Annotated in this window: 27 protein-coding genes, 1 tRNA gene and 2 pseudogenes; 16 read left to right on the forward strand and 14 right to left on the reverse strand. The window is 30.0% G+C overall.

The window, feature by feature from the left end; all coding sequences use genetic code 11:
* Positions 1-32 precede the first annotated feature (32 nt).
* Genes FMM56_RS00540 through FMM56_RS00565 form a run of 6 tightly spaced genes read left to right on the forward strand, consistent with a single transcriptional unit; the run spans position 33 to position 4,803 of the window.
* On the forward strand, positions 33-1,349 hold the full coding sequence (locus tag FMM56_RS00540; protein ID WP_150207428.1) for a S41 family peptidase: 1,317 nt from the start codon (positions 33-35) through the stop codon (positions 1,347-1,349).
* Complete coding sequence (gene purC, locus FMM56_RS00545) at positions 1,346-2,056, forward strand: phosphoribosylaminoimidazolesuccinocarboxamide synthase (protein WP_150139400.1); 711 nt, start codon at positions 1,346-1,348, stop codon at positions 2,054-2,056. The genes FMM56_RS00540 and purC overlap by 4 nt, the downstream gene beginning before the upstream one ends.
* Before the next feature lie 9 nt (positions 2,057-2,065).
* Entirely contained in the window at positions 2,066-2,302 is a 237-nt protein-coding gene (gene purS, locus FMM56_RS00550) for a phosphoribosylformylglycinamidine synthase subunit PurS (protein ID WP_150139402.1), read from the forward strand.
* Positions 2,299-2,943 (forward strand): phosphoribosylformylglycinamidine synthase I, encoded by a 645-nt coding sequence (purQ, locus tag FMM56_RS00555; protein ID WP_150139404.1) that lies wholly within the window; start codon positions 2,299-2,301, stop codon positions 2,941-2,943. Before purS ends, purQ begins: the two co-directional genes overlap by 4 nt.
* Complete coding sequence (locus FMM56_RS00560) at positions 2,940-4,127, forward strand: hypothetical protein (RefSeq protein ID WP_223810427.1); 1,188 nt, start codon at positions 2,940-2,942, stop codon at positions 4,125-4,127. The genes purQ and FMM56_RS00560 overlap by 4 nt, the downstream gene beginning before the upstream one ends.
* Entirely contained in the window at positions 4,108-4,803 is a 696-nt protein-coding gene (locus tag FMM56_RS00565) for a lysophospholipid acyltransferase family protein (RefSeq protein ID WP_150207430.1), read from the forward strand. The genes FMM56_RS00560 and FMM56_RS00565 overlap by 20 nt, the downstream gene beginning before the upstream one ends.
* Positions 4,804-4,806: 3 nt before the next feature.
* On the opposite strand, the gene FMM56_RS00570 is transcribed toward FMM56_RS00565, so the two are convergent.
* Positions 4,807-4,881 (reverse strand) — tRNA-Glu (locus tag FMM56_RS00570).
* Positions 4,882-5,031: 150 nt separating this feature from the next.
* On the opposite strand from FMM56_RS00570, the gene FMM56_RS00575 reads away from it, so the two are divergent.
* Positions 5,032-5,598: a manganese efflux pump MntP family protein gene (locus FMM56_RS00575; RefSeq protein WP_150139408.1), complete on the forward strand. Its 567-nt coding sequence runs from the start codon at positions 5,032-5,034 to the stop codon at positions 5,596-5,598.
* On the opposite strand, the gene FMM56_RS00580 is transcribed toward FMM56_RS00575, so the two are convergent.
* The 5 genes and pseudogenes from FMM56_RS00580 to rpmB form a co-directional block, all read right to left on the reverse strand.
* Positions 5,595-6,872 carry an NTP/NDP exchange transporter gene (locus tag FMM56_RS00580; protein ID WP_150207432.1) on the reverse strand — a complete coding sequence of 426 codons (1,278 nt, stop codon included), beginning with the start codon at positions 6,870-6,872 and terminating at the stop codon, positions 5,595-5,597. The two genes, FMM56_RS00575 and FMM56_RS00580, sit on opposite strands and share 4 nt — an antisense overlap.
* Before the next feature lie 75 nt (positions 6,873-6,947).
* The gene (locus FMM56_RS09355) at positions 6,948-7,391 is read right to left on the reverse strand and encodes a CZB domain-containing protein (RefSeq protein ID WP_411675401.1); all 444 of its coding nucleotides are present in this window, start codon (positions 7,389-7,391) and stop codon (positions 6,948-6,950) included.
* Between the two features lie 12 nt (positions 7,392-7,403).
* A pseudogene (locus tag FMM56_RS09360) lies at positions 7,404-7,640 on the reverse strand (methyl-accepting chemotaxis protein); the annotation flags it as partial.
* Positions 7,641-8,073: 433 nt separating this feature from the next.
* The gene (locus tag FMM56_RS00590; protein ID WP_150139414.1) at positions 8,074-8,289 is read right to left on the reverse strand and encodes a YdcH family protein; all 216 of its coding nucleotides are present in this window, start codon (positions 8,287-8,289) and stop codon (positions 8,074-8,076) included.
* 172 nt (positions 8,290-8,461) lie between these two features.
* Positions 8,462-8,656 (reverse strand): 50S ribosomal protein L28, encoded by a 195-nt coding sequence (gene rpmB / locus FMM56_RS00595; RefSeq protein ID WP_150207436.1) that lies wholly within the window; start codon positions 8,654-8,656, stop codon positions 8,462-8,464.
* A gap of 133 nt (positions 8,657-8,789) precedes the next feature.
* Between rpmB and rpe the strand changes: the two genes are divergently transcribed.
* Both rpe and FMM56_RS00605 read left to right on the forward strand, forming a co-directional pair.
* Positions 8,790-9,437: a ribulose-phosphate 3-epimerase gene (rpe, locus tag FMM56_RS00600; RefSeq protein WP_150151411.1), complete on the forward strand. Its 648-nt coding sequence runs from the start codon at positions 8,790-8,792 to the stop codon at positions 9,435-9,437.
* Positions 9,437-10,231, forward strand: a complete 795-nt coding sequence (locus FMM56_RS00605) for a 3'-5' exonuclease (RefSeq protein ID WP_411675365.1) — start codon at positions 9,437-9,439, stop codon at positions 10,229-10,231. Before rpe ends, FMM56_RS00605 begins: the two co-directional genes overlap by 1 nt.
* Positions 10,232-10,504: 273 nt before the next feature.
* On the opposite strand, the gene FMM56_RS00610 is transcribed toward FMM56_RS00605, so the two are convergent.
* On the reverse strand, positions 10,505-11,575 hold the full coding sequence (locus tag FMM56_RS00610) for a Cj0069 family protein (protein ID WP_150207438.1): 1,071 nt from the start codon (positions 11,573-11,575) through the stop codon (positions 10,505-10,507).
* Between the two features lie 417 nt (positions 11,576-11,992).
* On the opposite strand from FMM56_RS00610, the gene FMM56_RS08590 reads away from it, so the two are divergent.
* The 4 genes from FMM56_RS08590 to FMM56_RS00620 all read left to right on the forward strand — a co-directional run bounded on the left by FMM56_RS08590 (position 11,993) and on the right by FMM56_RS00620 (position 13,289).
* Entirely contained in the window at positions 11,993-12,163 is a 171-nt protein-coding gene (locus FMM56_RS08590) for a hypothetical protein (protein WP_190317911.1), read from the forward strand.
* 109 nt (positions 12,164-12,272) lie between these two features.
* Entirely contained in the window at positions 12,273-12,482 is a 210-nt protein-coding gene (locus FMM56_RS00615; protein WP_150207440.1) for a hypothetical protein, read from the forward strand.
* 72 nt (positions 12,483-12,554) lie between these two features.
* Positions 12,555-12,704, forward strand: coding sequence for a hypothetical protein (locus FMM56_RS08595; RefSeq protein WP_190318997.1), 150 nt, complete (start codon positions 12,555-12,557; stop codon positions 12,702-12,704).
* 42 nt (positions 12,705-12,746) lie between these two features.
* Positions 12,747-13,289: a hypothetical protein gene (locus tag FMM56_RS00620; protein WP_150207442.1), complete on the forward strand. Its 543-nt coding sequence runs from the start codon at positions 12,747-12,749 to the stop codon at positions 13,287-13,289.
* Positions 13,290-13,431: 142 nt separating this feature from the next.
* Here the strand turns inward: FMM56_RS00620 and FMM56_RS09105 are convergent, their stop codons facing one another.
* From FMM56_RS09105 to FMM56_RS00635, 5 genes and pseudogenes are all read right to left on the reverse strand, one after another.
* Complete coding sequence (locus FMM56_RS09105; RefSeq protein WP_263312592.1) at positions 13,432-13,557, reverse strand: hypothetical protein; 126 nt, start codon at positions 13,555-13,557, stop codon at positions 13,432-13,434.
* 45 nt (positions 13,558-13,602) lie between these two features.
* The gene (locus FMM56_RS08600; RefSeq protein WP_190318998.1) at positions 13,603-13,761 is read right to left on the reverse strand and encodes a hypothetical protein; all 159 of its coding nucleotides are present in this window, start codon (positions 13,759-13,761) and stop codon (positions 13,603-13,605) included.
* Between the two features lie 108 nt (positions 13,762-13,869).
* Positions 13,870-14,502, reverse strand: a complete 633-nt coding sequence (locus FMM56_RS00625) for a hypothetical protein (RefSeq protein ID WP_150151423.1) — start codon at positions 14,500-14,502, stop codon at positions 13,870-13,872.
* Positions 14,503-14,651: 149 nt separating this feature from the next.
* Positions 14,652-15,983 carry a major outer membrane protein gene (locus tag FMM56_RS00630; protein WP_150207444.1) on the reverse strand — a complete coding sequence of 444 codons (1,332 nt, stop codon included), beginning with the start codon at positions 15,981-15,983 and terminating at the stop codon, positions 14,652-14,654.
* Between the two features lie 746 nt (positions 15,984-16,729).
* Positions 16,730-17,056: pseudogene (locus tag FMM56_RS00635) on the reverse strand (Fic family protein); the annotation flags it as partial.
* A 476-nt stretch (positions 17,057-17,532) separates the two neighbouring features.
* Between FMM56_RS00635 and FMM56_RS09110 the strand changes: the two are divergent.
* The gene (locus FMM56_RS09110; protein WP_263312593.1) at positions 17,533-17,658 is read left to right on the forward strand and encodes a hypothetical protein; all 126 of its coding nucleotides are present in this window, start codon (positions 17,533-17,535) and stop codon (positions 17,656-17,658) included.
* Between the two features lie 20 nt (positions 17,659-17,678).
* On the opposite strand, the gene FMM56_RS00640 is transcribed toward FMM56_RS09110, so the two are convergent.
* Positions 17,679-19,010, reverse strand: coding sequence for an acetyl-CoA carboxylase biotin carboxylase subunit (locus FMM56_RS00640; RefSeq protein WP_150207446.1), 1,332 nt, complete (start codon positions 19,008-19,010; stop codon positions 17,679-17,681).
* A gap of 1 nt (position 19,011) precedes the next feature.
* The gene (gene accB, locus FMM56_RS00645) at positions 19,012-19,464 is read right to left on the reverse strand and encodes an acetyl-CoA carboxylase biotin carboxyl carrier protein (protein WP_150139436.1); all 453 of its coding nucleotides are present in this window, start codon (positions 19,462-19,464) and stop codon (positions 19,012-19,014) included.
* 144 nt (positions 19,465-19,608) lie between these two features.
* Here accB and dcd point away from each other — a divergent pair, with 144 nt between their 5' ends.
* Positions 19,609-20,169 carry a dCTP deaminase gene (gene dcd, locus FMM56_RS00650; protein WP_150151429.1) on the forward strand — a complete coding sequence of 187 codons (561 nt, stop codon included), beginning with the start codon at positions 19,609-19,611 and terminating at the stop codon, positions 20,167-20,169.
* Between the two features lie 55 nt (positions 20,170-20,224).
* The gene (locus FMM56_RS00655; RefSeq protein ID WP_150151432.1) at positions 20,225-21,424 is read left to right on the forward strand and encodes an MFS transporter; all 1,200 of its coding nucleotides are present in this window, start codon (positions 20,225-20,227) and stop codon (positions 21,422-21,424) included.
* The last annotated feature ends 230 nt before the right edge of the window (positions 21,425-21,654 follow it).

Consider the following 21,654-nt stretch of genomic DNA (forward strand, 5'->3'; position numbering starts at 1 on the left):
TTTAAACTTAATTTTCAAAATGGGAGATAAATTTGAATAAAAAAAGAATTTTAGCAAGTTTTGCTGGTTTTGTTATCTGTTTAGTACTTTGCGTATTTTTTGCAAGTTCTTTGGAGGCTAAAACTAGCACTAAAGAAGATGATATAACTAAACGTTTAAATGCCTTAGATAAATTAACAAAAGCCTTAGATATAGTTGAACAATATTATGTGGATGATCAAAATATAAGCGATTTAGTGGATAAATCAATTTCAGGTCTGCTTGGAAATTTAGATGCTCATTCTTCTTTTTTAAATGAAAAAGAATTTAATGATATGAAAATTCAAACAAGTGGGAAATTTGGAGGACTTGGCGTTACTGTAGGCTTAAAGGATGGGGCATTGAGCGTTATAGCCCCTATTGAGGGAACCCCTGCTGATAAGGCTGGTATAAAAACAGGGGATATTATCCTTAAAATAGATGATGAGGCTACCTTGGATATGTCCTTAGATGATGCTGTTGATAAAATGCGAGGAAAGCCAAATACCCCTATTAAATTAACCATTTATAGACAAAGTTTGCAAAAACCTTTTGAAGTGCGTTTAATAAGGGATATTATAAAGGTTGAAAGCGTTTATGCTAAGATGATTGAAGATGAAAATATACTTTTTTTAAGGGTTACAAATTTTGATGAAAATGTAGTTGAAAAGGCCAGTAAGGAACTTAGAAAATACCCAAATGTAAAGGGTGTTATACTTGATTTAAGGCAAAATCCAGGAGGACTTTTAAATCAAGCTATAGGTTTGAGTAATTTATTTTTAGATAATGGCGTTATAGTAGTTCAAAAAGGACGGGTACAATCTGAAAATCAAGAATATAAAGCCGAGCCTAAAAATAAAATTTCTAGTGCTCCTTTAGTTGTTTTGGTAAATGGTGGAAGTGCTAGTGCTAGTGAGATTGTAAGTGGGGCTTTACAGGATTTAAAAAGGGCGGTTATAGTAGGTGAAAATACCTTTGGTAAGGGAAGCGTACAGCAAATCATACCAATAAGCAAAACAGAGGCTTTAAGACTAACCATTGCAAGATATTATTTGCCAAGTGGTAGGACCATTCAAGCAGTTGGCGTTAAGCCTGATGTTGAGGTATTTCCTGGCAAGGTTAGTATGCTTGAAAATAATTTTTCTATAAAAGAAAGTGACCTTAAAAAACACCTTGAAAGTGAACTTGAAAAGCTTTCTAAAACAAAGGTTGATAAAAAAGATAAGGATGAAAAATACTTTATAACTCAAAGACAAATTAATGATGATGTGCAGTTAAAATCGGCAATTGATACAATCAAAATTTTAAATATTAAAGGAAAATTCAAATGATAAAGGGTGAATTACTTTACGAGGGTAAGGGAAAAAGACTTTATAAAAGCGATGATGAGAATTTATTAATAAGTGAATTTAAGGATGATTTAACTGCCTTTAATGCCGAAAAAAAGGGTAATGAAAGTGGTAAGGGTGCTTTAAATTGTAAGATTAGTACTCAGTTATTTCACTTGCTTGAACAAAAGGGAATTCTTACTCATTTAGTAGATGTGATTAGCGAAAACGAACAAGTTGTTAAAAAATGCAAAATTTTACCTATTGAAATTATAGTTAGAAATGTAGCCACTGGGTCTTTAACAAAAAGACTTGGCATAAAAGATGGAACCGTTTTACCTTTTGCTTTGGTTGAGTTTTGTTTAAAAGATGATGCCTTGGGCGACCCATTTATAAATGATGAACACTGCTTACTTTTAAATTTGGTAAAGGATAAAGAACAAATAGCACAAATAAAAACTATAGCAAGAAAGATAAATGAAATTTTGCTAAACTTTTTTGATACCAAAAATTTAAGATTAATTGATTTTAAAATAGAACTTGGCTTGACAAAGGATAATGAATTAGTATTAGCTGATGAGATAAGCCCTGATAGTTGTCGTTTTTGGGATAAGGATACAAATGAAAAGCTTGATAAGGATAGATTTAGACAAGATTTAGGCAATGTTAAAATGGCTTATGAAGAGGTTTTAAAAAGAATTTTAAGTTAAGGTAAAATAATGAAAATAACCATAAATGTTTTCTTAAAAGATGGTGTCTTAGACCCACAAGGAAAGGCTACGCAAAAGGCCTTACACGCACTTGGTTTTCACAATGTAAAAGATACTAAGATTGCTAAGCAAATTAGCATTGACCTTGATGAAAGCGATGAAACAAAGGCTAGGCAAGAGGTTGAAAAGATGTGCGAAGAATTGCTTGTAAATAGTGTTATAGAAGATTATGAGCTTGTGATATGAAGGTAGCCATTATTAGATTTTTAGGTACAAATTGTGAATTTGATACAGCTTATGCCTTTGAAAAAATCGGTGCAAAAACAAAGATTATCTGGCAAGAAAATGAAGATTTTGAAGCTGATTTAGTTGTTTTGCCAGGAGGTTTTTCTTATGGGGATTATTTAAGATGTGCTGCCATTGCTAAATTTGCACCTGCTATGAAGGGCGTTTTAAGACATGTAAAAAAGGGAGGCTTTGTACTTGGAATTTGCAATGGTTTTCAAATGCTTTTAGAACTTGGACTTTTAAAGGGTGCCATGAAACATAATAAAAATTTAAATTTTATCTCAAAAGAACAAAGATTAAAAGTAATTTCAAATGACAATGCCTTTTTGCAAAATTTTAAAAAAGATGAGATTATAACTTTGCCTATAGCACATGGCGAGGGTAATTATTTTGCAGATGAAAATGATTTAAAAACTTTGCAAGATAAGGATTTAATTTTATTAAAATATGTTGATAATCCAAATGGTTCAATATGTGATATAGCTGGAATTTGTGATGAGAATAAAAAAATTTTTGGACTTATGCCTCATCCTGAAAGGGCTTGTGATAAAATTTTAGGCAATGAAGTTGGCTTAAAAATGTTAAAAGGCTTGATTTGAGATTATTATTTATATGTTGTATTAGCATTTTTTTCTTATTTGCTCAGCAAGAGGTTTCAGTTTTTGATACCCCAAAAAGCAGTACTAAAAAGCTTGGAAAAGAAGAAAGAAAAATTTATCAAAGTATAAGTGCAAGTGATGAAAATACAGATTTTGAAAAAAATGTAGAAGTACCTTACATTAGTCAAAGTGCCTTAGTTCTTAATAGTCAAAATTATCCACAAAATGTTTATGTTGGTGAGCTTTTTTCTATAGAACTTGAGGTTAAGACAAATGAAGATACGAATTTTGATTTTAAGATTGTGCTTGATAAAAATGATGAGCTTAGTTTTTTAAATCCAAATTTAAAATGGGTGCAAAATAATGATATTTACAAGGCTCAATTATTTTTTGAGGCTAAAACTTCAAATGCTATCTTAAATAGTATCATTGTCCAACTTACTAGAAATAACAAGGTCTTTCAAGAATCAAAGCTTGAAATCAACTCTATAAGATTTGATAGTACGCCTACAAATAAAGATTTTTCGCATTTAGTGGCCTCTTCTTTGGATATAAAAAAGGTTAAAACGAGTCAATTTGACACAGAAAATAATATTATGATGATAGAATTAAACGCTCAAAATACTAATCTTAAAAGCTTTTACATTGAAGGCATTAAAAAGCAAGGTGTTGAGAATTTAAGGGGTGATTTTAATAATTCTACTGCTTATTATTATGCGATTTTGCCAAATAATAAATTAAATTTTGATTTTTCTTATTTTAATAAAGAAACAGCAAAGCTTGAAAATTTCAGTTTTAAATTAAAATTAAGCGATGATGAGTTAAGTACACAAAGTGATTTAAACCCTATAAGCAAGGATTTTAACGAGTATAAAAGATATGGACTTTGGATAATAGGGCTTTTAATAATCTTAGTGTTTATCTTTAATCACAGCTACATAGCCTTAATAATTGCCTTTATTTGCTTTATTTCTGGCTTTTTAATAGATACCAGCATAGAAAATGGCGTACTTAAAGCAGGGGCTAGGGTTAAAATTTTGCCTACTGAAAACTCTACTTATTTTTACACAGCCCAAAACGATGAAGACATTGAAATTTTAGGTCATAGACAAGATTATATTAAAATTTTGCTAAATGATGGCAAGATAGGCTGGGCAAATAAAAATGATTTACAAAAGAATTAAAGCCTTAATTTATTGGTGTAATTTTATATTTAGTGTAGCATTAGTTTTAATCTTTTTTTGTTTTCTTAAAAATCAAAATATTATTTATAAAATTAGGCACAACTGGGCAAAAATGCAAAGATATATTATAAATTATAGTATTGATTTAGAAGGCGAGTTTGATAAAGAGGCAAAAATGATAATTATGAATCATCAAAGCGTACTTGATATTATCGCACTCGAAGATTTATACCCTGCAAATTTAGCCTGGATTGCAAAAAAAGAATTAGCCCAAATTCCAGTTTTTAAAATAGCTATGCTAAGACCTAAATTTTTATGTATTGATAGAAAAAACCCAAGGGATTTAGTACGCATTTTAAAAGAGGCAAAACAAAGACTTAGCGAGGGTAGAGTGCTATCTATCTTTCCAGAAGGAACTCGTTCAAAGTCTGAAAAATTGCTTAAATTTCAAAGTGGGGCAGCTGTACTAGCTCAAAAATTAAATATAAAAGTACAACCTATTCTTATAGTTGATTCAGCTAAAATTTTAGATACTAAGAATTTTACGGCTAGTAGCGGGGTACTTAAAATGATAGCCTTGCCTATAGTTGATACAAACAATGAAAAATGGCTTGAAAACACTAGAAAGCTTATGCAAGAAAGACTTGATAAAGAAAGATTAAAAAATACGACTTAGAGATGGTGACCCATACGAGACTCGAACTCGTGTTACCGCCGTGAAAGGGCGATGTCCTAACCGCTAGACGAATGGGCCAAAACTAAGAAATATAAGTTAAAATTATATCTTTTTGACCTTAATATAAGCTGAAAAATGGGCTTTTTTCATATTTTCAAAATAATAATTATTCGTTTACTTTATAATATTATTTTATTTGTTTTATTAAAAATACAAAGAGTAAAATAAATGGATATTTTAAGCCTTATTTTTTTAAGTTTCGCACTTGCAATGGATGCCTTTGCTGTTTCCTTATGTAAGGGTTTTAGCGTTAAAAATTTACAAATTAAGCATTATTTGATAGTCGGGGCTTATTTTGGAGGCTTTCAAGCCTTAATGCCAGGGCTAGGTTATTTACTAGGTATTAGCTTTGCTTCTTTTGTAGCTAGAATTGATCATTACATAGCCTTTATTTTACTTAGCTTAATAGGGCTTAAAATGATAAAAGAAGGGTTTGATAAAAACGCCTGTGATAAAAACTCAAATGCCTTTGATAATAAAACCATGTTTTTTTTAGCCATAGCTACAAGTATTGACGCACTAGCTGTTGGGGTAAGTTTTGCTTTTTTAGATACAAATCCTTTAATAGCCCTTATTTTAATAGGCTTAATCACCTTTATACTTTGTGCAATAGCTTTAAAAATAGGTCATGTTTTTGGAATTTTTCTTAAAAATAAGGCTGAAATTTTAGGAGGCGTTGTTTTAATTATAATTGCTTGTAAAATCTTAATAGAAGACTTATATAAGGAATTTTAAGCTTTTTTATCATAACCTTTAGCTAAAAATACACCAAGTAAGCCCCATACAAAAGATATTAAAGCCCCTGTTAATAAAACGCAAGTTAGGCTAATCTTTGCTAAAAAGCCTTCAATTTGAGCTGATAAGGCATCTCCGCCTCTGTAAACTACGGTATCTAAGAAATTTTTTACCTTATATTTTTCACTTGCATTTAAAGGTACAAAAAGCATTTCCCGTCCTGGTTTTACAAGGGCGTATTCTCCTATCCTTCTTATACTCATAACTATTACAAAAGGTAAAAAAGCAGGGTGGGTAAAGACTAAGCAAATAAAGCCAAGACTTATTATAAAGCCAAGCAAGGATAAAAGCCATTTTAAACCGAGACTAGCGATTTTTGCAGTAAAAAAGCATTGCATTATAAAACTAGCACTTTGTACTATTAAATCAATATTTGCAAAGGCTGCAATTCTTGCTTCTCTTGTTGGAAAAAGTTCTTTTATAATCCTTGCTTGTTCCATATATAAAAAGGTAGACACGCTTGTTAAAAGTAGTATAAAGGCGACAAAGGCAAGTAGATATTTTGATTTGATAATTAAAAAAATCGCTTCAAATGGGTTTTTTGAACCTATGCTTTTTTCAAAACGAAGATTAAAAATTTCTTTTTGATTATCTTCTAATAAAGAAAATGATTCTTTTATTAATAAATTTTTAGTGATTATGGCTAAAAGAAGTAAAAATATACATACAAAAATAAAATTATGCAAGGATAAAAAAGTACTTAAAAGACTAACGCTTAAACTGCCTATTATACTTCCTAAGCTAGCTCCTGCTGAAATAATGCCAAAAAGCCTTTTAGACCTATCTTTGCTAAATAAATCAGCCAAAAGCGACCAAGCACTAGAAATTATAAATAGATTAAAAACACTAACCCATATATAAAAAATGTATGCAAAATAAGTAAAGCCCTTGCTATTTTCATCAAGTAGGCTTAAGGCTATGAAAAAAAGTATTAAATTTATAGTAAAAAAATAATAAATTATATCAATATAATGTCTTCTTTTAACAGCTCCACTTAGATACATAGCTAAAAATGAACTAAATATCATTAATATAAAGGTGCCTAAAAATAGCCATTTTAACGCTTCTTGTGAGTTATGAATTCCAAGGGCATCTCTTATTGGTCTAAGCATGGCATAACTTGCAAAAAGTATAAATATAAAAAAAGTAGCATAGAATAATAACTTAAATTCTTCCATATTAAAAGAAAAAATTTTATAAAAATAATCTTTCATTATTATCCTTTTTTTGCAATTTTATAATATTAAATTTAATATTTTTGAATTTTAAGATTAAAATCCTAGTAAAAACTAGGATTGATTAGCTTTATGTTCGTCAAGCATTTCCTTAAATATTTCAAATAAAACACCAGAAGCATTTTCAGCAACTGTACATTTATCAAGGATTTTATGTCTAATTTCTCTATCATTTAAGTCTTCATTGTGCGAAGTTTCTATAGCTGAGTTGATATTTTTATGTACTGCTTCGTGTGGGCTGTCTATCTTTAAGAATGCTGCATTATATCCAAATTTAGTCTTGCCATCACCTGCTACCCATTTGCCTAAGCGACAAGACGTAAAGTCTGCAAGTTTTTTGCCTGTTCTTAAGAAAATTTCTTTATAGCCATTTAATTTAAAAACGACATGGTCGAGTTTTACGAGGGCGACAAAGGATTCTGCACTAATGCTTACTGAATCTTTTTTAGAACTATTAGCATCTTCTGCAAGCTTAGCAAATTTTTCACTAAAATTCATAATATAAGCATTTGAATCAATAGAAATTTTTTCAACTTGTTCGCTTTGAGAGTACATTTCGTTAGCATTTTGTTTAAGTAAATTTATATTTACTTCAACCTCTGCTGTAGCCTTTTGAGTTTTTTCAGCTAGTTTTCTAACTTCATCAGCAACTACTGCAAAGCCTCTGCCATGTTCTCCTGCCCTAGCTGCCTCAATGGCTGCATTAAGTGCAAGTAAATTTGTCTGGTCTGATACATCCTTAATCAAACCTATAACATTTGTTATCTCATCAACACTTCTATGTAAGGTACCAGCTGTATCTCTTGATTTATTAGCTGACTCTATGATATTGCTTAAAGATGCAGTAATAGAATGGGTTATGTGATTTAACTCATCCATGCTATTTATAGAATCTATTGCATATTTTGAAATGTTTTCCGCCCTTGTAGCATTATCAGCCATATCACTTTGGATACTAGAAATGCTTTTAAGCGTTCCTTCTAATAACACAGTTAAAAGTTCATTTTTAAGTCTAGATTCTGATGAATTTGCGTCGCTATCGCTAAGCTTATCTTTTAAGTCTCTATTTTCTGCTTGATAAGCTGTAATTTGCTTTTTAAGGCTTTGATTTTCCTCAAGCAACCTTTTCATCTCTTCATTTTGTTGTGATTTATTGCTAAACATACTACCCCCTCCCATTCTATTTTTCATAATTTGTTAAATATTCGTTTAGCTCATCTTTTACACGGAGCTTTTCTTTTTTGAGTGTTGTAATCTCAATATCTCCTAGTGGAACTCTACCCTCTTCGGCGTCTTTGATTTTATCATCAAGCTCATTATGCCTTTCAAATAACTTATCAAAGTGCGCATCCTTGCCCTTTAATTCAGACATTAAGTCTCTAAATTCATGTAACATAAAAAACTCCTTTACTTTGTAAATACAATTACCTAATATTGTAACACAATAAAATATAAAATTTTCTTAAAATATTATTACATAGCAAAAAATGATATTAATAAAAAAATTTGAATTTTGAAAGAATTTAATATTTGTTTAAAAATTTAAGCCCCAAAAAATAGAGCTTAAATTATTTAGCATTATTTTTTCTAAGTGTTCTTAGAGTAGATGCAACGATTCTTACCCTATAAGTAGTGCCATCTTCAAGACGCAAACGAACACTTCTAAGATTTGGTAAAAAACGTTTTTTAGTTTTATTGTTAGCATGGCTTACATTATTACCCACCAATACACCTTTTCCACTTAACTGACATACTCTTGACATATTATATCCTTTGAAATTTTTAAAGGTCGTATTATAACAAAAAAAGCTTAAAATTTTCAATGATTTTTAATTTTATAAAATTTTAACTTTTAAAGGGTAAAATTGCTTTTTTATTCACTTTAAAAGGCTAAAAATGTATGTTGCGCCAAGTTTATTGTCAGCAAATTTCTTAAAGCTTGAAGAAGAGATTAAGGCCATTGAAGAGGCCGGGGCTGATTTAATACATATTGATGTAATGGATGGGTATTTTGTGCCAAATTTTACTTTTGGACCCTGTGTTTTAGATAAAATTTCACAAGTTACAAATTTGCCTCTAGATATACATTTAATGGTTAAAGATGTACAAAAATTTGTTGATTTATTTGCCCCTTTAAAGCCAAAATTTTTATCCTTTCATATAGAGACTGAAAATCACCCTATAAGAATGTGTGAGTATATTCGTTCTTTAAACATACACCCAGCAGTAGTTTTAAACCCTCATACGCTGGTTGAAAATTTAAAATACATACTTGATTATATTGATATGGTTTTGTTAATGAGCGTAAATCCTGGCTTTGGTGGGCAAAAATTTCTAAGTCATAGCTACGAAAAAATTAAAACATTAAGAAAAATGATAGATGAAAAAAATGCTAAAATTTTCATAGAAGTTGATGGAGGGGTAAATGGTTTAAATGCTTCAAATTTAGAAGAAGCAGGGGTCGATATTTTAGTGGCTGGTAATTATATATTTTCTTCAAATGATTATAAAACAGCTATTAAATCTTTAAAGCTTGAGTTTTGATGATAAAAAAAGTTGATGATATAATTAATACTTTAAGTAAAGAAAGTAAGCCTTATCAATGGGTAATGCAAAAATTTTCAGACCTAGAAGAATTAAAGGGTTTAAAGCTAGACTTGCAAACCTTAGAATTAATGGGGCTCAAACTAGCTTTAAATAAAAATAATTCTTTAAGCCTTCAAACACGCAATAATTTAATAAAAAATGAAATTTTTTGCATAGTTGATATAGAAAGTACAGGTGGCATTAAAAGTGGTGAAATTTTAGAAATAGGGGCTGTGAAACTACAAAATAATAAAGAAATAAGTCGTTTTGAAAGCTTGATAAAGGTTGAAGAAATCCCTGAAAAAATCACTGAATTAACAGGCATTAATTTAGAAATGGTTCAAAACGCCCCCTCTTTAAAAAAGGTACTAGCTGATTTTAGGCTTTTTTTGCAAGATAGCGTTTTTGTAGCGCATAATGTGCGTTTTGATTATGGTTTTATCTCAAAGGCTTTAAATAATTGTAATTTTGGAATTTTGCTAAATAGGCGAATTTGTAGCGTTGAATTTGCCCAAACTTGCATACAAAGTCCAAAATATAATCTTAGCACCCTTAAAGAATTACTAGGCATTAATAATACTCATCACAGAGCCCTTAGCGATGCTTTAGCGGCCACTGAAATTTTTAAGTATTGCCTTAGTAAACTACCATTTTATATACAAACGACAGAAGAATTAATACGTTTTTCAAAAACAGCTAAAATTAAACAAGAAGAAACTCAAACAAACTTGTTTGATAATGTTAGTTGTTAAAAAAGCAAAAAAATTAAAGAGGATTTTTTCTCTTTACTTGAGAAAGTTTTCTTAATTGAATAGTTTTCTTATACAATGAAAATATAAAAGGTAACCTTTTCTTGCTTTGTCTTAACGCACTATCGTTTAATGCTAAGGTCATTCTATAAAGTTTAACTATATTTTTTTCCATAGGTGAAAATTATATATTAATCAATTTTAAAATAAAATAAATTTTGAAAAAATTTTTGAAAATTATTAAAAATGCTAAGTTAAACTTAGCATTTTTTTATTTTAAGCCTTTTTTTCGCTAACTATATCTACTATATTATCGCCCACCATTACAGCAATCTTTGCCATAAATTCCTCAGGACTAGTAAAGCCAACGCAAGAACAATTTATTTCACCTAAAACATATTTATCCTTGCCATTTTCATCAGTATCTAGGATAAAATCAGCAGTCCAAATAAGAGGTAGGTCATAGTTTCCAAGTCTAGTCCTAATATCAGGCAATTGCCCCAAGAACCAATCAATCAAGTTTTTCCAATCTTTTGGCTCATCATAACGATACTTTGCCCCACTAAACAAGGTAGCAGAAAAAGCATCCCCACCCTCAGCAGGTTTTTTATGAACTACATAAACAGGGGTTTTATAAAGCATTAAAATACGAATTTCACCCTCTTTAATACGTGGTAAAAAGGTCATATCAACTAGCATTCCATTATCGCCAACTATATATTGTTCGCAAAAGTCCATAAATTCGCCAAGTTGTCTAGTTTCGCTGTGATTGTCCTTTGCCTCTGTACAAATGATATTTGTATCAAGGTCTAGGCTTTCTACCTTATTATATTCGCTTGATTTTTCAAGCCTTACACGCCAAATCCCCTCACCAGTTGAACCTCTATTTTGCTTTAAAACTCTCTCTCCTTTAGCCAAAGATTTTGGAAAGGTCTTTTTAAAGGTCTTAATATCATAATAAGCATAGGTATCATCAGGTACTAACGGAGTACAAGCAAGTTTAGTTAAGGCATCCTTAGCCCCATAACCTATCATAGCATCAGGGTGAGGCATACCTATGAGACCACTATCACAAAGCTTTCTTAGCACATCAAAATAAAGTTTTTCTTCTTTTAAATTTCCAGGATTAACGCGAGATACATAAGCATCGGCTACATTTTTAACATGTTCAAAAATTTCATTTTTCTTAGCCTCATCCTTTAAAATTTCATCTGTAAAAAATACAACTTCTGCACCCCAGCCCTTTGTTTTCAAAGCATTTACCATAGGCATAGTATCTTTTCTGTGTCCATCAGGTCCTTTATCACTTCCACCCTTTGCCTCAAAAAAAACAACATATTTTTTCATCTTTTCTCCTTAAAATAAGTAATTAAGCACACTTTGTTAAATTTGTGTTAGTTTTATATTGTATCATAGTCTTACTTTATCTTTTTTAAAAAAATAAAAAATTTGTTTTTTATATTTTTAGGATTATTTTTTAAAAATTTGTATTATTTGCGAGTTAGTTATTAAATTTTGTAAATTTTCACAATCTTCTTTTAATTTTTGTAGAATTTCTTCTGATTTTAAACCAAGCATTATCAAGGTATAAACCTTAGGTCTATCTTTTTTTCATTTGCGTAAGGTCTTAACATTTATTCAAGCTTACCTGTTATATCTCTTTGAGTCATTGTTTTTTCCAATTTTTATTTGAAATTTAATAAATTTAGCTTTAAAAGACAACAAGGTAAATTTAGGATTTCATTCACAATAAAAGGGAAATTTATGCAAAAGCATATTGATGAAAAGGGTAATATTATTTATGGTGATTTAAATTTGCAAAGAAATTTAAGATTAAATTTTAGTGGAAGCAATAATATAGTATTTTTTGCAGGGTCTAGTGTGGTAAATATAAATTTTATAGGAAGTAGTGCAGTAGCTTTGTATAGGAGATAGTATAAAGTATTTAGAACTTTAAAGTGATAGTCTTTTTTATGTTGGAAAGATTAGGCACAAAAGTCAATCTCTTGGTGGTACTACAATATATCTTTGGGAATATCAAAATATGATAATAGGCGATAATCCTATGTTTTCTTGGGATATTTCTATGCAAACAGGGGACGGCCATTTTATCTTTGATAGGAAAAGTGAAAAAAGAGCGTCTATTGGAAAAAGCATTTTTATAGGCGATAGGGTTTGGAGTGGTAGAAATAATATCTTTATGAAAGGGGCAAAGGTTTTTTCAGGTGCTGTTTTAGACTTAATTCTTTTATAAATAAAATTCATTACTTAGGTACAATTTATGCTGGAAATCCTGCAAGAAAGGTAAAGGATAATATTTTTTTGAATGAGTGAAAACTCTACTATTTTAAATAAAGAAATTATATCAAATATAAAAAATGCTCAAATGGCAAAACTCCGCAGAACTCAAAATATAGAAGATGCTAAATTTGATTTTGATAAAAATGTATTTTTAAACCCATGGCTTTTAGAATAAAAGCTACAAAGCCTAAACGAACCCTTAGAAAAGTTAGAATTTGTGTATGATTATATCTACAATAATACTCATAAAAATAGATTTGCACTCTTTGAAGATAGCGATTTTAAGGACTGCAAACTTTACAAAGATGAAAGTAAAATTCCTTTAAAAACTTGGAATTTAACGAAATTAAGTATAAAAATTTTACACTATCCACTGCCAAATGAAATAAGAAATTCAGTTATTTTAAGGGTGCAAAATATGCTTTCTTATAAGCTTGGAAAGGCTATGATAGCAAATTCTAAAAGCTTAAAAGGGCTTATAAAACTGCCCTTTATACTTAACAAAATAACAAAGGACCATAAAAGAAAGGAAAAATTTTATAAAGTGTTGATTAACTTTGATTCAAAATATAAAAATTTAGATATTAAAAAATGCCTTGACTATGATAAAAGTTTATTTTATAAAGAACACCTTTCTTATAAATTGGGCTTTGCTTTAATGAAAGCCCATAAAAATCTTTATAAATTTGGTTATATTATCTTTTGGCTTGATTTGATAAAGATTTTAAGGGAGTTTAAAAGAAAACAAAATTTAAAATAATTATACTAGTGAAATTTTTAATTCTTTTATTCCAAGGGTTTTTGCATATTTTAAAATAGTGCTAAATTTAGCATCCATTGATTTTTCAAATCTTGCTAAATTTGATTGTTTCATTTTCATTTTTTAGCAATCTCATTTTGCGTTAATTTACTATCAATTCTTGCTTGTACAAGTTGTTTTTTAATCCAAATTCAGGTTTTAAAATCTCATATTCTTTTTTAAATTCATAATCTTTCATCATCTCATGAAAAACTATATTAAAATTCATTGTCGCCATTTTAGTAGTTCTATTTTGCTCTAAAATTTAAAAAAATTAAACATTATATAAGCCCAATTGTTCCGTTCTAAATTTAATAGCACAGATAGAATCAGGCTCATCTATAGGATAAAACTCATTTTCATAACTTTCAACTAAAAACATTAACAATTTTAACTCATCGCCTTTTTTAGTGTTTATCTCTACCTTACACATTAACTCTCAATGCGTTTTAATGCTTGTTGATATTCTAATTTAGTTTAATTATTTTTATTAAAGTATATTTGTATATTTAAGAAGTAAAAAAAGCCTAAGTCCTAAGACTTAAGCTTCTAAATCAACGGAGTTGCCTCCAAGTTCGTTGATTCTTTCTGTTACTAGTTCTAAGGCAAGTGCCATAGTTTGTTGACTAATATCAGGTAAAGAACCTCCCCAAGTAGCCTCGGCCTGTGCAAACCCTTGTTGCATACCCTTAAGACCTTCTTGAAGTTTATTTAAGTCATCTCCAGCTGCTGAAATGATAAAATTTGCTATGCGATTAGCTGTATTTGTAACCCCGAAAAAGCCATCCTCGCTTAAAAGTGCGTTTAACTCATCTGTACTCATATTAAGTGGATTTGTGCCAGTGTAGCCAATGGCTACAAAGTCTATAGAACTTAAAATTGAAGCTGCCTTACTTGAGTAATCTGCATTTAATAAGCCTTCAATTCCACTTTGAGCACTTGAATTGCTGTAAGTTGAAGTAAAACTTATTTGCATATACTGCATTAAATAAGTTTCAGTTATGCCTTTTCCCCCTAATTCTTTAAGCTCGTCAATAGACATTGAACTTAAATCCGTACTTGAAGTAGTACTAGAACTTGAACTGCTAGACTCTTCATCTGCCTTCGTATTATTGCTAACACTTGTTGATGATACTGTGGTGCTTACAACATTTGAGTAAGTATTCACTTCCATCTTTTTGCTCCTTTTTGTTAGATATGTTTAATATCGGTATTTTAAAGACAAAATTTATATATTTTGCTAAAAATGAGTTAAAAATTTAAAAGGCATAAAAAAAGGGAGTTTAGCAAAAAGCTAAACTCCCCAAGAAAGATTTAAAAATCTTAGAATTTGTAAAGTGCTTGAAGCCTTACTGAGTGTTTTTCACCTTCAAGTAAAGAGTTGTCGATATTTACATAAGAATACCAACCTTGGAATGAAAGTTTTGGAGAATATTTATAATCAATTCTGCCAGTGTATTCAAGCTTATCACCAGCACCACTATAATAAAGTGCACCATTGTTAACTTTTGTTCCACCATAAACTATATCAGAACCAAATCTTAATACTTTATCAAAGGTATAACCAAATTTTACATAACCAAAGGTATTTTGACCAAGGTCACCTGAAAGTTGAGAACCATTAGTATAGTAAATTTCTTCACCAGCTAAAAGACCACCTATATTACCATTATCAGAAAGTGTAGTAAAGGTAATTGCATCTTTATCACCATAGTATAAGAAACCTAATGTTCCATCAAAACCAGATACTTTTAAAGTACCATTAACACCGAAGAAATTACTCCCATCCACTGCACCTTGATGTAAATCATCAAAATTGCCAGTTACTGAGTTTCCTAAATATGCAAATCTAAGATCCCATTTTGTATCTTCACCAAAGGTAGTACCATAAGCTAAATCTAATGCGTATAGATAAGCTGCTTCATCAATATAAGCTAACCATAATTGAGAATTAAGTTCACCACCAAGTGCTTCATAAGAACCTATAGCTGCAACACCATATAGGTTGCCTGAATATGGGTTGTATTCAAGATAAATATTTGATGATGGTGATGGGGTGTTTTTTGGGTGAAATCTACTATTTAGAGCAGTGTCACCTTCCCTACCACCTTCAACACCTGTTGGGTTAAATCCATCGAAAGCATAAGCAGCTAAGGTTAAACCTTCAATGCTTTGATTTAAAACTTTAGCACCTGTACCAACTAATTGCCAGTGACCATTCTCAGTCCAGATAGCATTTACTGCTTGTTTACCTAAAATAACTTGAGTAGCTATATCTTCTGCTGTATAAGTTAAATAGAATTGATTTACATAAAAAGCTTGATTTGTGGTTGAAACACTATCATAACCAGTGCTTTGATCAATGATACGAGCATCTAATTCTAAGAATGCTTTCCAGTTATCACTTATGGCTGTGCTTATACCAAGAATAGCAGCCCAGTGGTGAGATTGTCTATCGCCTACAGTTGAACCACGACCATTCAATGCATCTGAGAAGTGACCTGCACCACTTGAAACATTAGAAATACGGTAACGATACCTTAAAACACCTGATAAATCAATGTCTTTGATAGCTTCTTCTAATGGAACAGCGTTAGCCACAGAAAAAGTTCCTGCAGCTAGTGCTGCAACTAAACTAAGTTTAACTAGTTTCATAAGAATTCTCCTTAAAATTAAAATAAACGACGAGATTATAGCAAAAAAAGCGATATTATAAGCTTAAAATTAGTTTAAAATGTTAAAAAATGCGAAATTTAAGGAATTTAGAATCTAAAAAAAAAAAAACAGATAGCTAACCTAGCTAAAATCGTCATTTAAAAGACCTAGCTAGGCATTTGTTTTTTAAGGAGTTTTTCTCTTTTTAGAGTATGAGTGTTTGTTCGAATAAAAGTTTAAAAGAGAAAAGTTAACGATATATTAATTTAAAAAAATATTTTTAAAATTTAAATTTTTTTCTTATAAAAATCTGGCTTTTTTGTAATTAATCTTACTAAAATAAACCATTATATATCAATAAATAGCTAAAAATTTTTTATATTTTAAATGCGAATTTTTTGTGGTGAAATTTTTTAAATAAATTTTTTTTAAAAAAATTGCTTTGAAAATGAGTTTGTAAGATAGGTTACAAAATCTAATTTTTTAAACCTTTGAAATTTTATACACAACGTAATAAATCATAAAACCAAAAAGAATAATAGTAAAAATAGCTAAAATAGTGGCAATTGTGGTAATCATAAATCCTTTAAGCCTTTTTAATAGTATAAATTTTTCTATTTTTAAGATTTTTTTATCTTTCTTTTCAATTTTATTCATATAATAAAAGGTGTATATTAATACAATTACTGCAAATGCTAAAATTATGTATCGTACATTTATTTTTTATCCTTTGTATTTTTAGATAATTATAATTTATTCCTAGCTTTTCTCAATATCAAATCATTTTGCTTATTTTTAATAGAAAAATCTTTTAAAAATTCTAATCTTTCAATAACACAATTTATTAAAAAAAGATCTATTTTGTAAGTATTTTTGTCTAATGAATACTCCCTAAAGGCTTCGTAATATATAGCTTTTTTATCTATATCAATACTAATAGCACAAAATCCAGCCTTTAATAAGGCTAAATTCACTAATAATCTTGCAGTTATTCCATTACCATCTATAAAGGGGTGAATTCGTACAAATTCTAAATGCGTGTAAGATGCTAGTAATATAGGGTGGAGTTTATTTTTAAGTTCGTTAAGGGTATTTAAAAATTATTTATTTGTGGCAAAATTTTAAAAGGCTGATGTGGTATAAAATCGCTAACGCTAACTAAAATCTTTCTATATACCCCTGCGTTTTGCCTGTCTATACTATGTAAAATTATACCGTGAATGGTTTATTAATTTTAAATGTTCTTTCAAACTTTTCTCACCTATAGTAGCCCGTCAATTAATATAGCCATAGTCTGGCTAAAATTCATGGTATTACCCTCGATAGTATTTGAATTATAGGTATAATTTAATTTAAAATTCTTATCAATAGACTTTAAGCTTTAAGAATCAATGGGATTTTGTATTAAAAATTCTTTTAACTTATCTGCTTTTTTAAGACTTTTTTATATCCATTTTTTTACTTTAAATTTTGATTTTTAACATTATACTTTAAATCTTGCCTTTTAAAAACAAAAATATATTGTAATTGCAAAAAAAGGAGCTAAAAAATGGAAGAATTAGATATAAGTAGCGTTGAAGATGAAAAAATACTAAAAATGTTACAAGCACATGATAAGAGAATTTTAATTGAAATGGTTGTTTATAAAATCAAAGAAAATAAAAAAGAAAAGTAAAGTTAAAAAACCTTGCAAGATTAATGCCTTGCAAGATAATTTGTATCGTAGTTGTTATTGTTAAAATCGTTATTATCCATCATTTCTAAGTGAAAATCCCTAGTAGTTTTAATGCCACTAATGATTAACTCATTTAAGGCTACTTTCATTTTAGCAATGGCCCTGTGCCTATCTTCTGCCCAAACTACGAGTTTTCCTATCATAGAATCATAAAAAGGAGGCACGGAATAATTTTGATAACAATGACTTTCCATTCTTACATTTCTACCAGCAGGGGCTACATATTTTGTAATCTTACCTGGATTTGGCAAAAAGGTTTTAGAATCTTCTGCTGTGATTCTACATTCTATAGAATGGCCGTGAAGTTTGATTTTATCTTGGCTAGGTAAGGCATAGCCCTCGGCTACTTTTATCATTTGTTCTATTATATCAATGCCACTTACCATTTCACTAACGCAGTGTTCAACTTGCAAACGCGTATTCATTTCTATAAAATAAAAATCTAAATTTTTATCCACTAAAAATTCAAAGGTACCAGCCCCCTCATAGCCTATAGCCTTTGCTGCAGTTATTGCTGTTTCGTGCAATTTTTTCCTAGTTTTGTTATCAAGTAAGATAGCAGGGCTTTCTTCTATTAATTTTTGATGTCTTCTTTGTAAAGAACAATCCCTTTCTCCTATATGAATAACATTTCCAAAGCTATCTCCTATAACTTGTACTTCTATATGTCTTGGATTTTGAATATATTTTTCCATGTATAAGGTACCATCTCCAAAGGCTGTCATAGCCTCGCTTTCAGCTGCCCAGTATGCCTTTTCTAAATCCCTTTCTTTTTCCACTATACGCATACCACGACCACCACCTCCAGCAGCGGCCTTTAAAATCACAGGATAGCCTATTTCTTTTGCTAATTTTTTAGTTGCTTTAACTCCATTTAATGCCCCATCACTTCCAGGAATCACTGGTACGCCTGACCTTTGCATTACTTGTTTTGCCTTGCTTTTATCAGAAACTAAAGCCATTGACTCAACAGTTGGACCTATGAATTTAATATTATGTTTTGAACAAATTTCAACGAAATTTTGATTCTCACTTAAAAAACCATATCCTGGAAAAATGGCATCTGCCTCGCTAATCTCACAAGCTGCTATAATGGCTGGAATGTTTAAATAACTTTCAGAACTCCTTGCCTTGCCTATGCAAATACTAGCATCGGCGTATTTTAGATAAAGGGCATCTTTATCTGCTTCTGAATAAACACAAATTGCCTTTTTTCCCATTTCTTTAATGGTTCTTAAAGCACGAAGTGCAATCTCTCCTCGATTTGCAATCAAAACATTTTTAATTTCCATTTTATAATTTCTCCACAGCAAATAAAGGCATTCCAAATTCAACAGGTTGCCCATCAGAAACCAGAATATCTACTATCCTACAATCAAATTCAGCCTCTATTTCATTCATTATCTTCATAGCCTCGATAATTGCTACAGTATCGCCTTTTTTAACACTAGTACCAGCCTTTACAAAGGGTGCTGCACCAGGGCTTGGGGCTTGGTAAAAGGTGCCTACCATAGGGCTTTTTATACTTGGTTTGTTGGATTTACTTTGATTGTTAGGGACTTCATTTACTACGTTTACATTTATAGGTTGAGGAGCTTGTACTTGAGTTTGAACAGGTTGTGGTACATCACAGCACATATCCCTTTCAAGTTCTATTTCAAAGCCATCTTGTTCTTTGATTTTAATCTTACTAATATTTGTCTCGGCAAATAAATTTACTAATTCTTTAATCTCTTCTTTGGTCATAAAATTTCTCCTAATTTTAAAGAATTTAAACTAACATTATATAAAAAAACTTGAGATTTAAGCTTAAGAAACAAAATTTTTTAAAATAAATTTTAATTTTGTATAAGTTATAATTGCGTTTGTATATTGTTTTTAAGGATAAATATGGGTTTAAAAGCAGATAATTGGATAAGAAAAATGGCACAAGAACACGAGATGATAAAACCATTTTGCGAAGCTAACATAGGAAAAGGCGTTGTAAGTTATGGGCTTTCAAGCTATGGTTATGATATAAGAGTAGGGCGTGAGTTTAAAATTTTTACAAATATAAACTCAACCATGGTCGACCCAAAAAATTTCTTAGATGAAAATGTAGTAGATTTTGAGGGTGATATTTGCATAGTGCCTGCAAATTCCTTTGCCCTAGCTAGAACCCTTGAATACTTTAAAATGCCAGATGATGTTTTGGCTATTTGTTTAGGAAAAAGTACCTATGCAAGATGTGGGATTATAGTAAATGTAACTCCGTTTGAACCAGGTTTTGAAGGGCATATTACCATAGAAATTTCAAATACCACTCCATTACCTGCTAAAATTTATGCAAACGAGGGTATAGCCCAGGTATTGTTTTTACAAGGTGATGGACCTTGTGATACTACTTATAAGGATAAAAAAGGTAAGTATCAAAAGCAAAGAGGTATAACCTTGCCTAGAATTTTAAAATAATTTTTAACCTTAATTTTATAACATTTTATTAAATTAATATTTTTATAATTTCTTTATGAGTGATTTTAAAAAAACGGTTTTTGTGTGTTGGTTTGGAATTTTTACTACAAGTATGGGTTTAAGTCAAATGGCACCGATTTTACCCTTATATATGAAAAATTTAGGCTATACAAATAGTGCTGATATTGCCTTTTATTCTGGTCTTGCCTTTGGTATAACGCCTTTATTTATGGCTATTTTTTCTCCTATTTGGGCATGGGTTGGGGCTAAATTTGGTTATAAAAAAATGCTTTTAAGGGCAAGTCTTGGAATGTCTGTTTTAACCCTTTGTCTAACCTTTTTAGATACTGCCTTAGAAGTAGTTTTGGTTAGGGCATTTACGGGAATTTTTTCAGGCTTTAATTCAGCTGCTATTGTTTTTATAGCTATGATTGCTCCAAAAAGAAAGGTAACTGCAACGCTTGGGGCACTTTCTACTGCTTCAATTAGTGGAAGTTTATTAGGACCTTTATTTGGTGGGATAGTGGCTGAAATTTTAAATATAAAGGGCGTTTTTTATTTTATATCATCTTTAATAGCTTGTTCTTTTTTAACTATCTTATTTTTTATAAAGGAAAATAAAAATAAAAATAAAAAGATTATTCACAAAAAAGCCCAAAGCTTAGAAAAAAACGAAAAAAATTTAAGTTTAATCATAGTTTTATTTATAGTTACCTTTTTTATACAAGTAGGCACCTTTGGCATAATGCCTATGATTACTTTATTTGTGGATGAAATTTATAATGGTACATACATAGCCTTTTATTCAGGGCTTGTAGTAGCAGTAGCTGGGATTAGTAATTTAATCTTTACTCCATTTATAGCTCGTTTAGCAGATAAGGTTGGACCTAGCAAGGTTATATTTGTAGCCTTAATTTTTTGTGGTTTAACATATTTTTTACAAGCAATATCAAGTAATATTTATATGTTAATCTTATATCGCTTTATACTTGGAATGGGACTTGGTGGGCTTATGCCTTGCGTTAACGCACTCTTTAAAAAGGGCATTAATACTAAGAATTTAAATATTATTTTAGGCTTTAATCAAAGTGCTCAATTCTTAGGAAATTTTAGTGGGTCCTTTGTAAATGGTGCTTTAGTAGCTAGTTTTGCCCCTCATGTAGCCTTTATCTTTGTAGGCATTATTTTTATATTAAATGCCCTTTTATTTGGTGTAATTGAAAAAAGGGTAATTTTTTCTCATATTAGATTATAAATTTTTCAAAATTACAATTTAAATCATCTTTAAATTTTAGCATTAAGTATTTTTAAATCCCATAAAAAAGCACTTTTAAAGTTATTTTAAAAAGTTGGCACATTTATTGCTTTTGTCTTGTTAAGCAATTTTTTGAAAGGATTTAAGATGAGTTTTAGAATAAACACGAATGTAGCAGCTCTTACTGCTTACACAAATTCGCTAAGCAACTCGAATTCGTTGGATAAGTC

Source organism: Campylobacter sp. LR264d, assembly GCF_008633895.1.
In the GTDB taxonomy this organism is placed as follows: Bacteria; Campylobacterota; Campylobacteria; order Campylobacterales; family Campylobacteraceae; genus Campylobacter_D.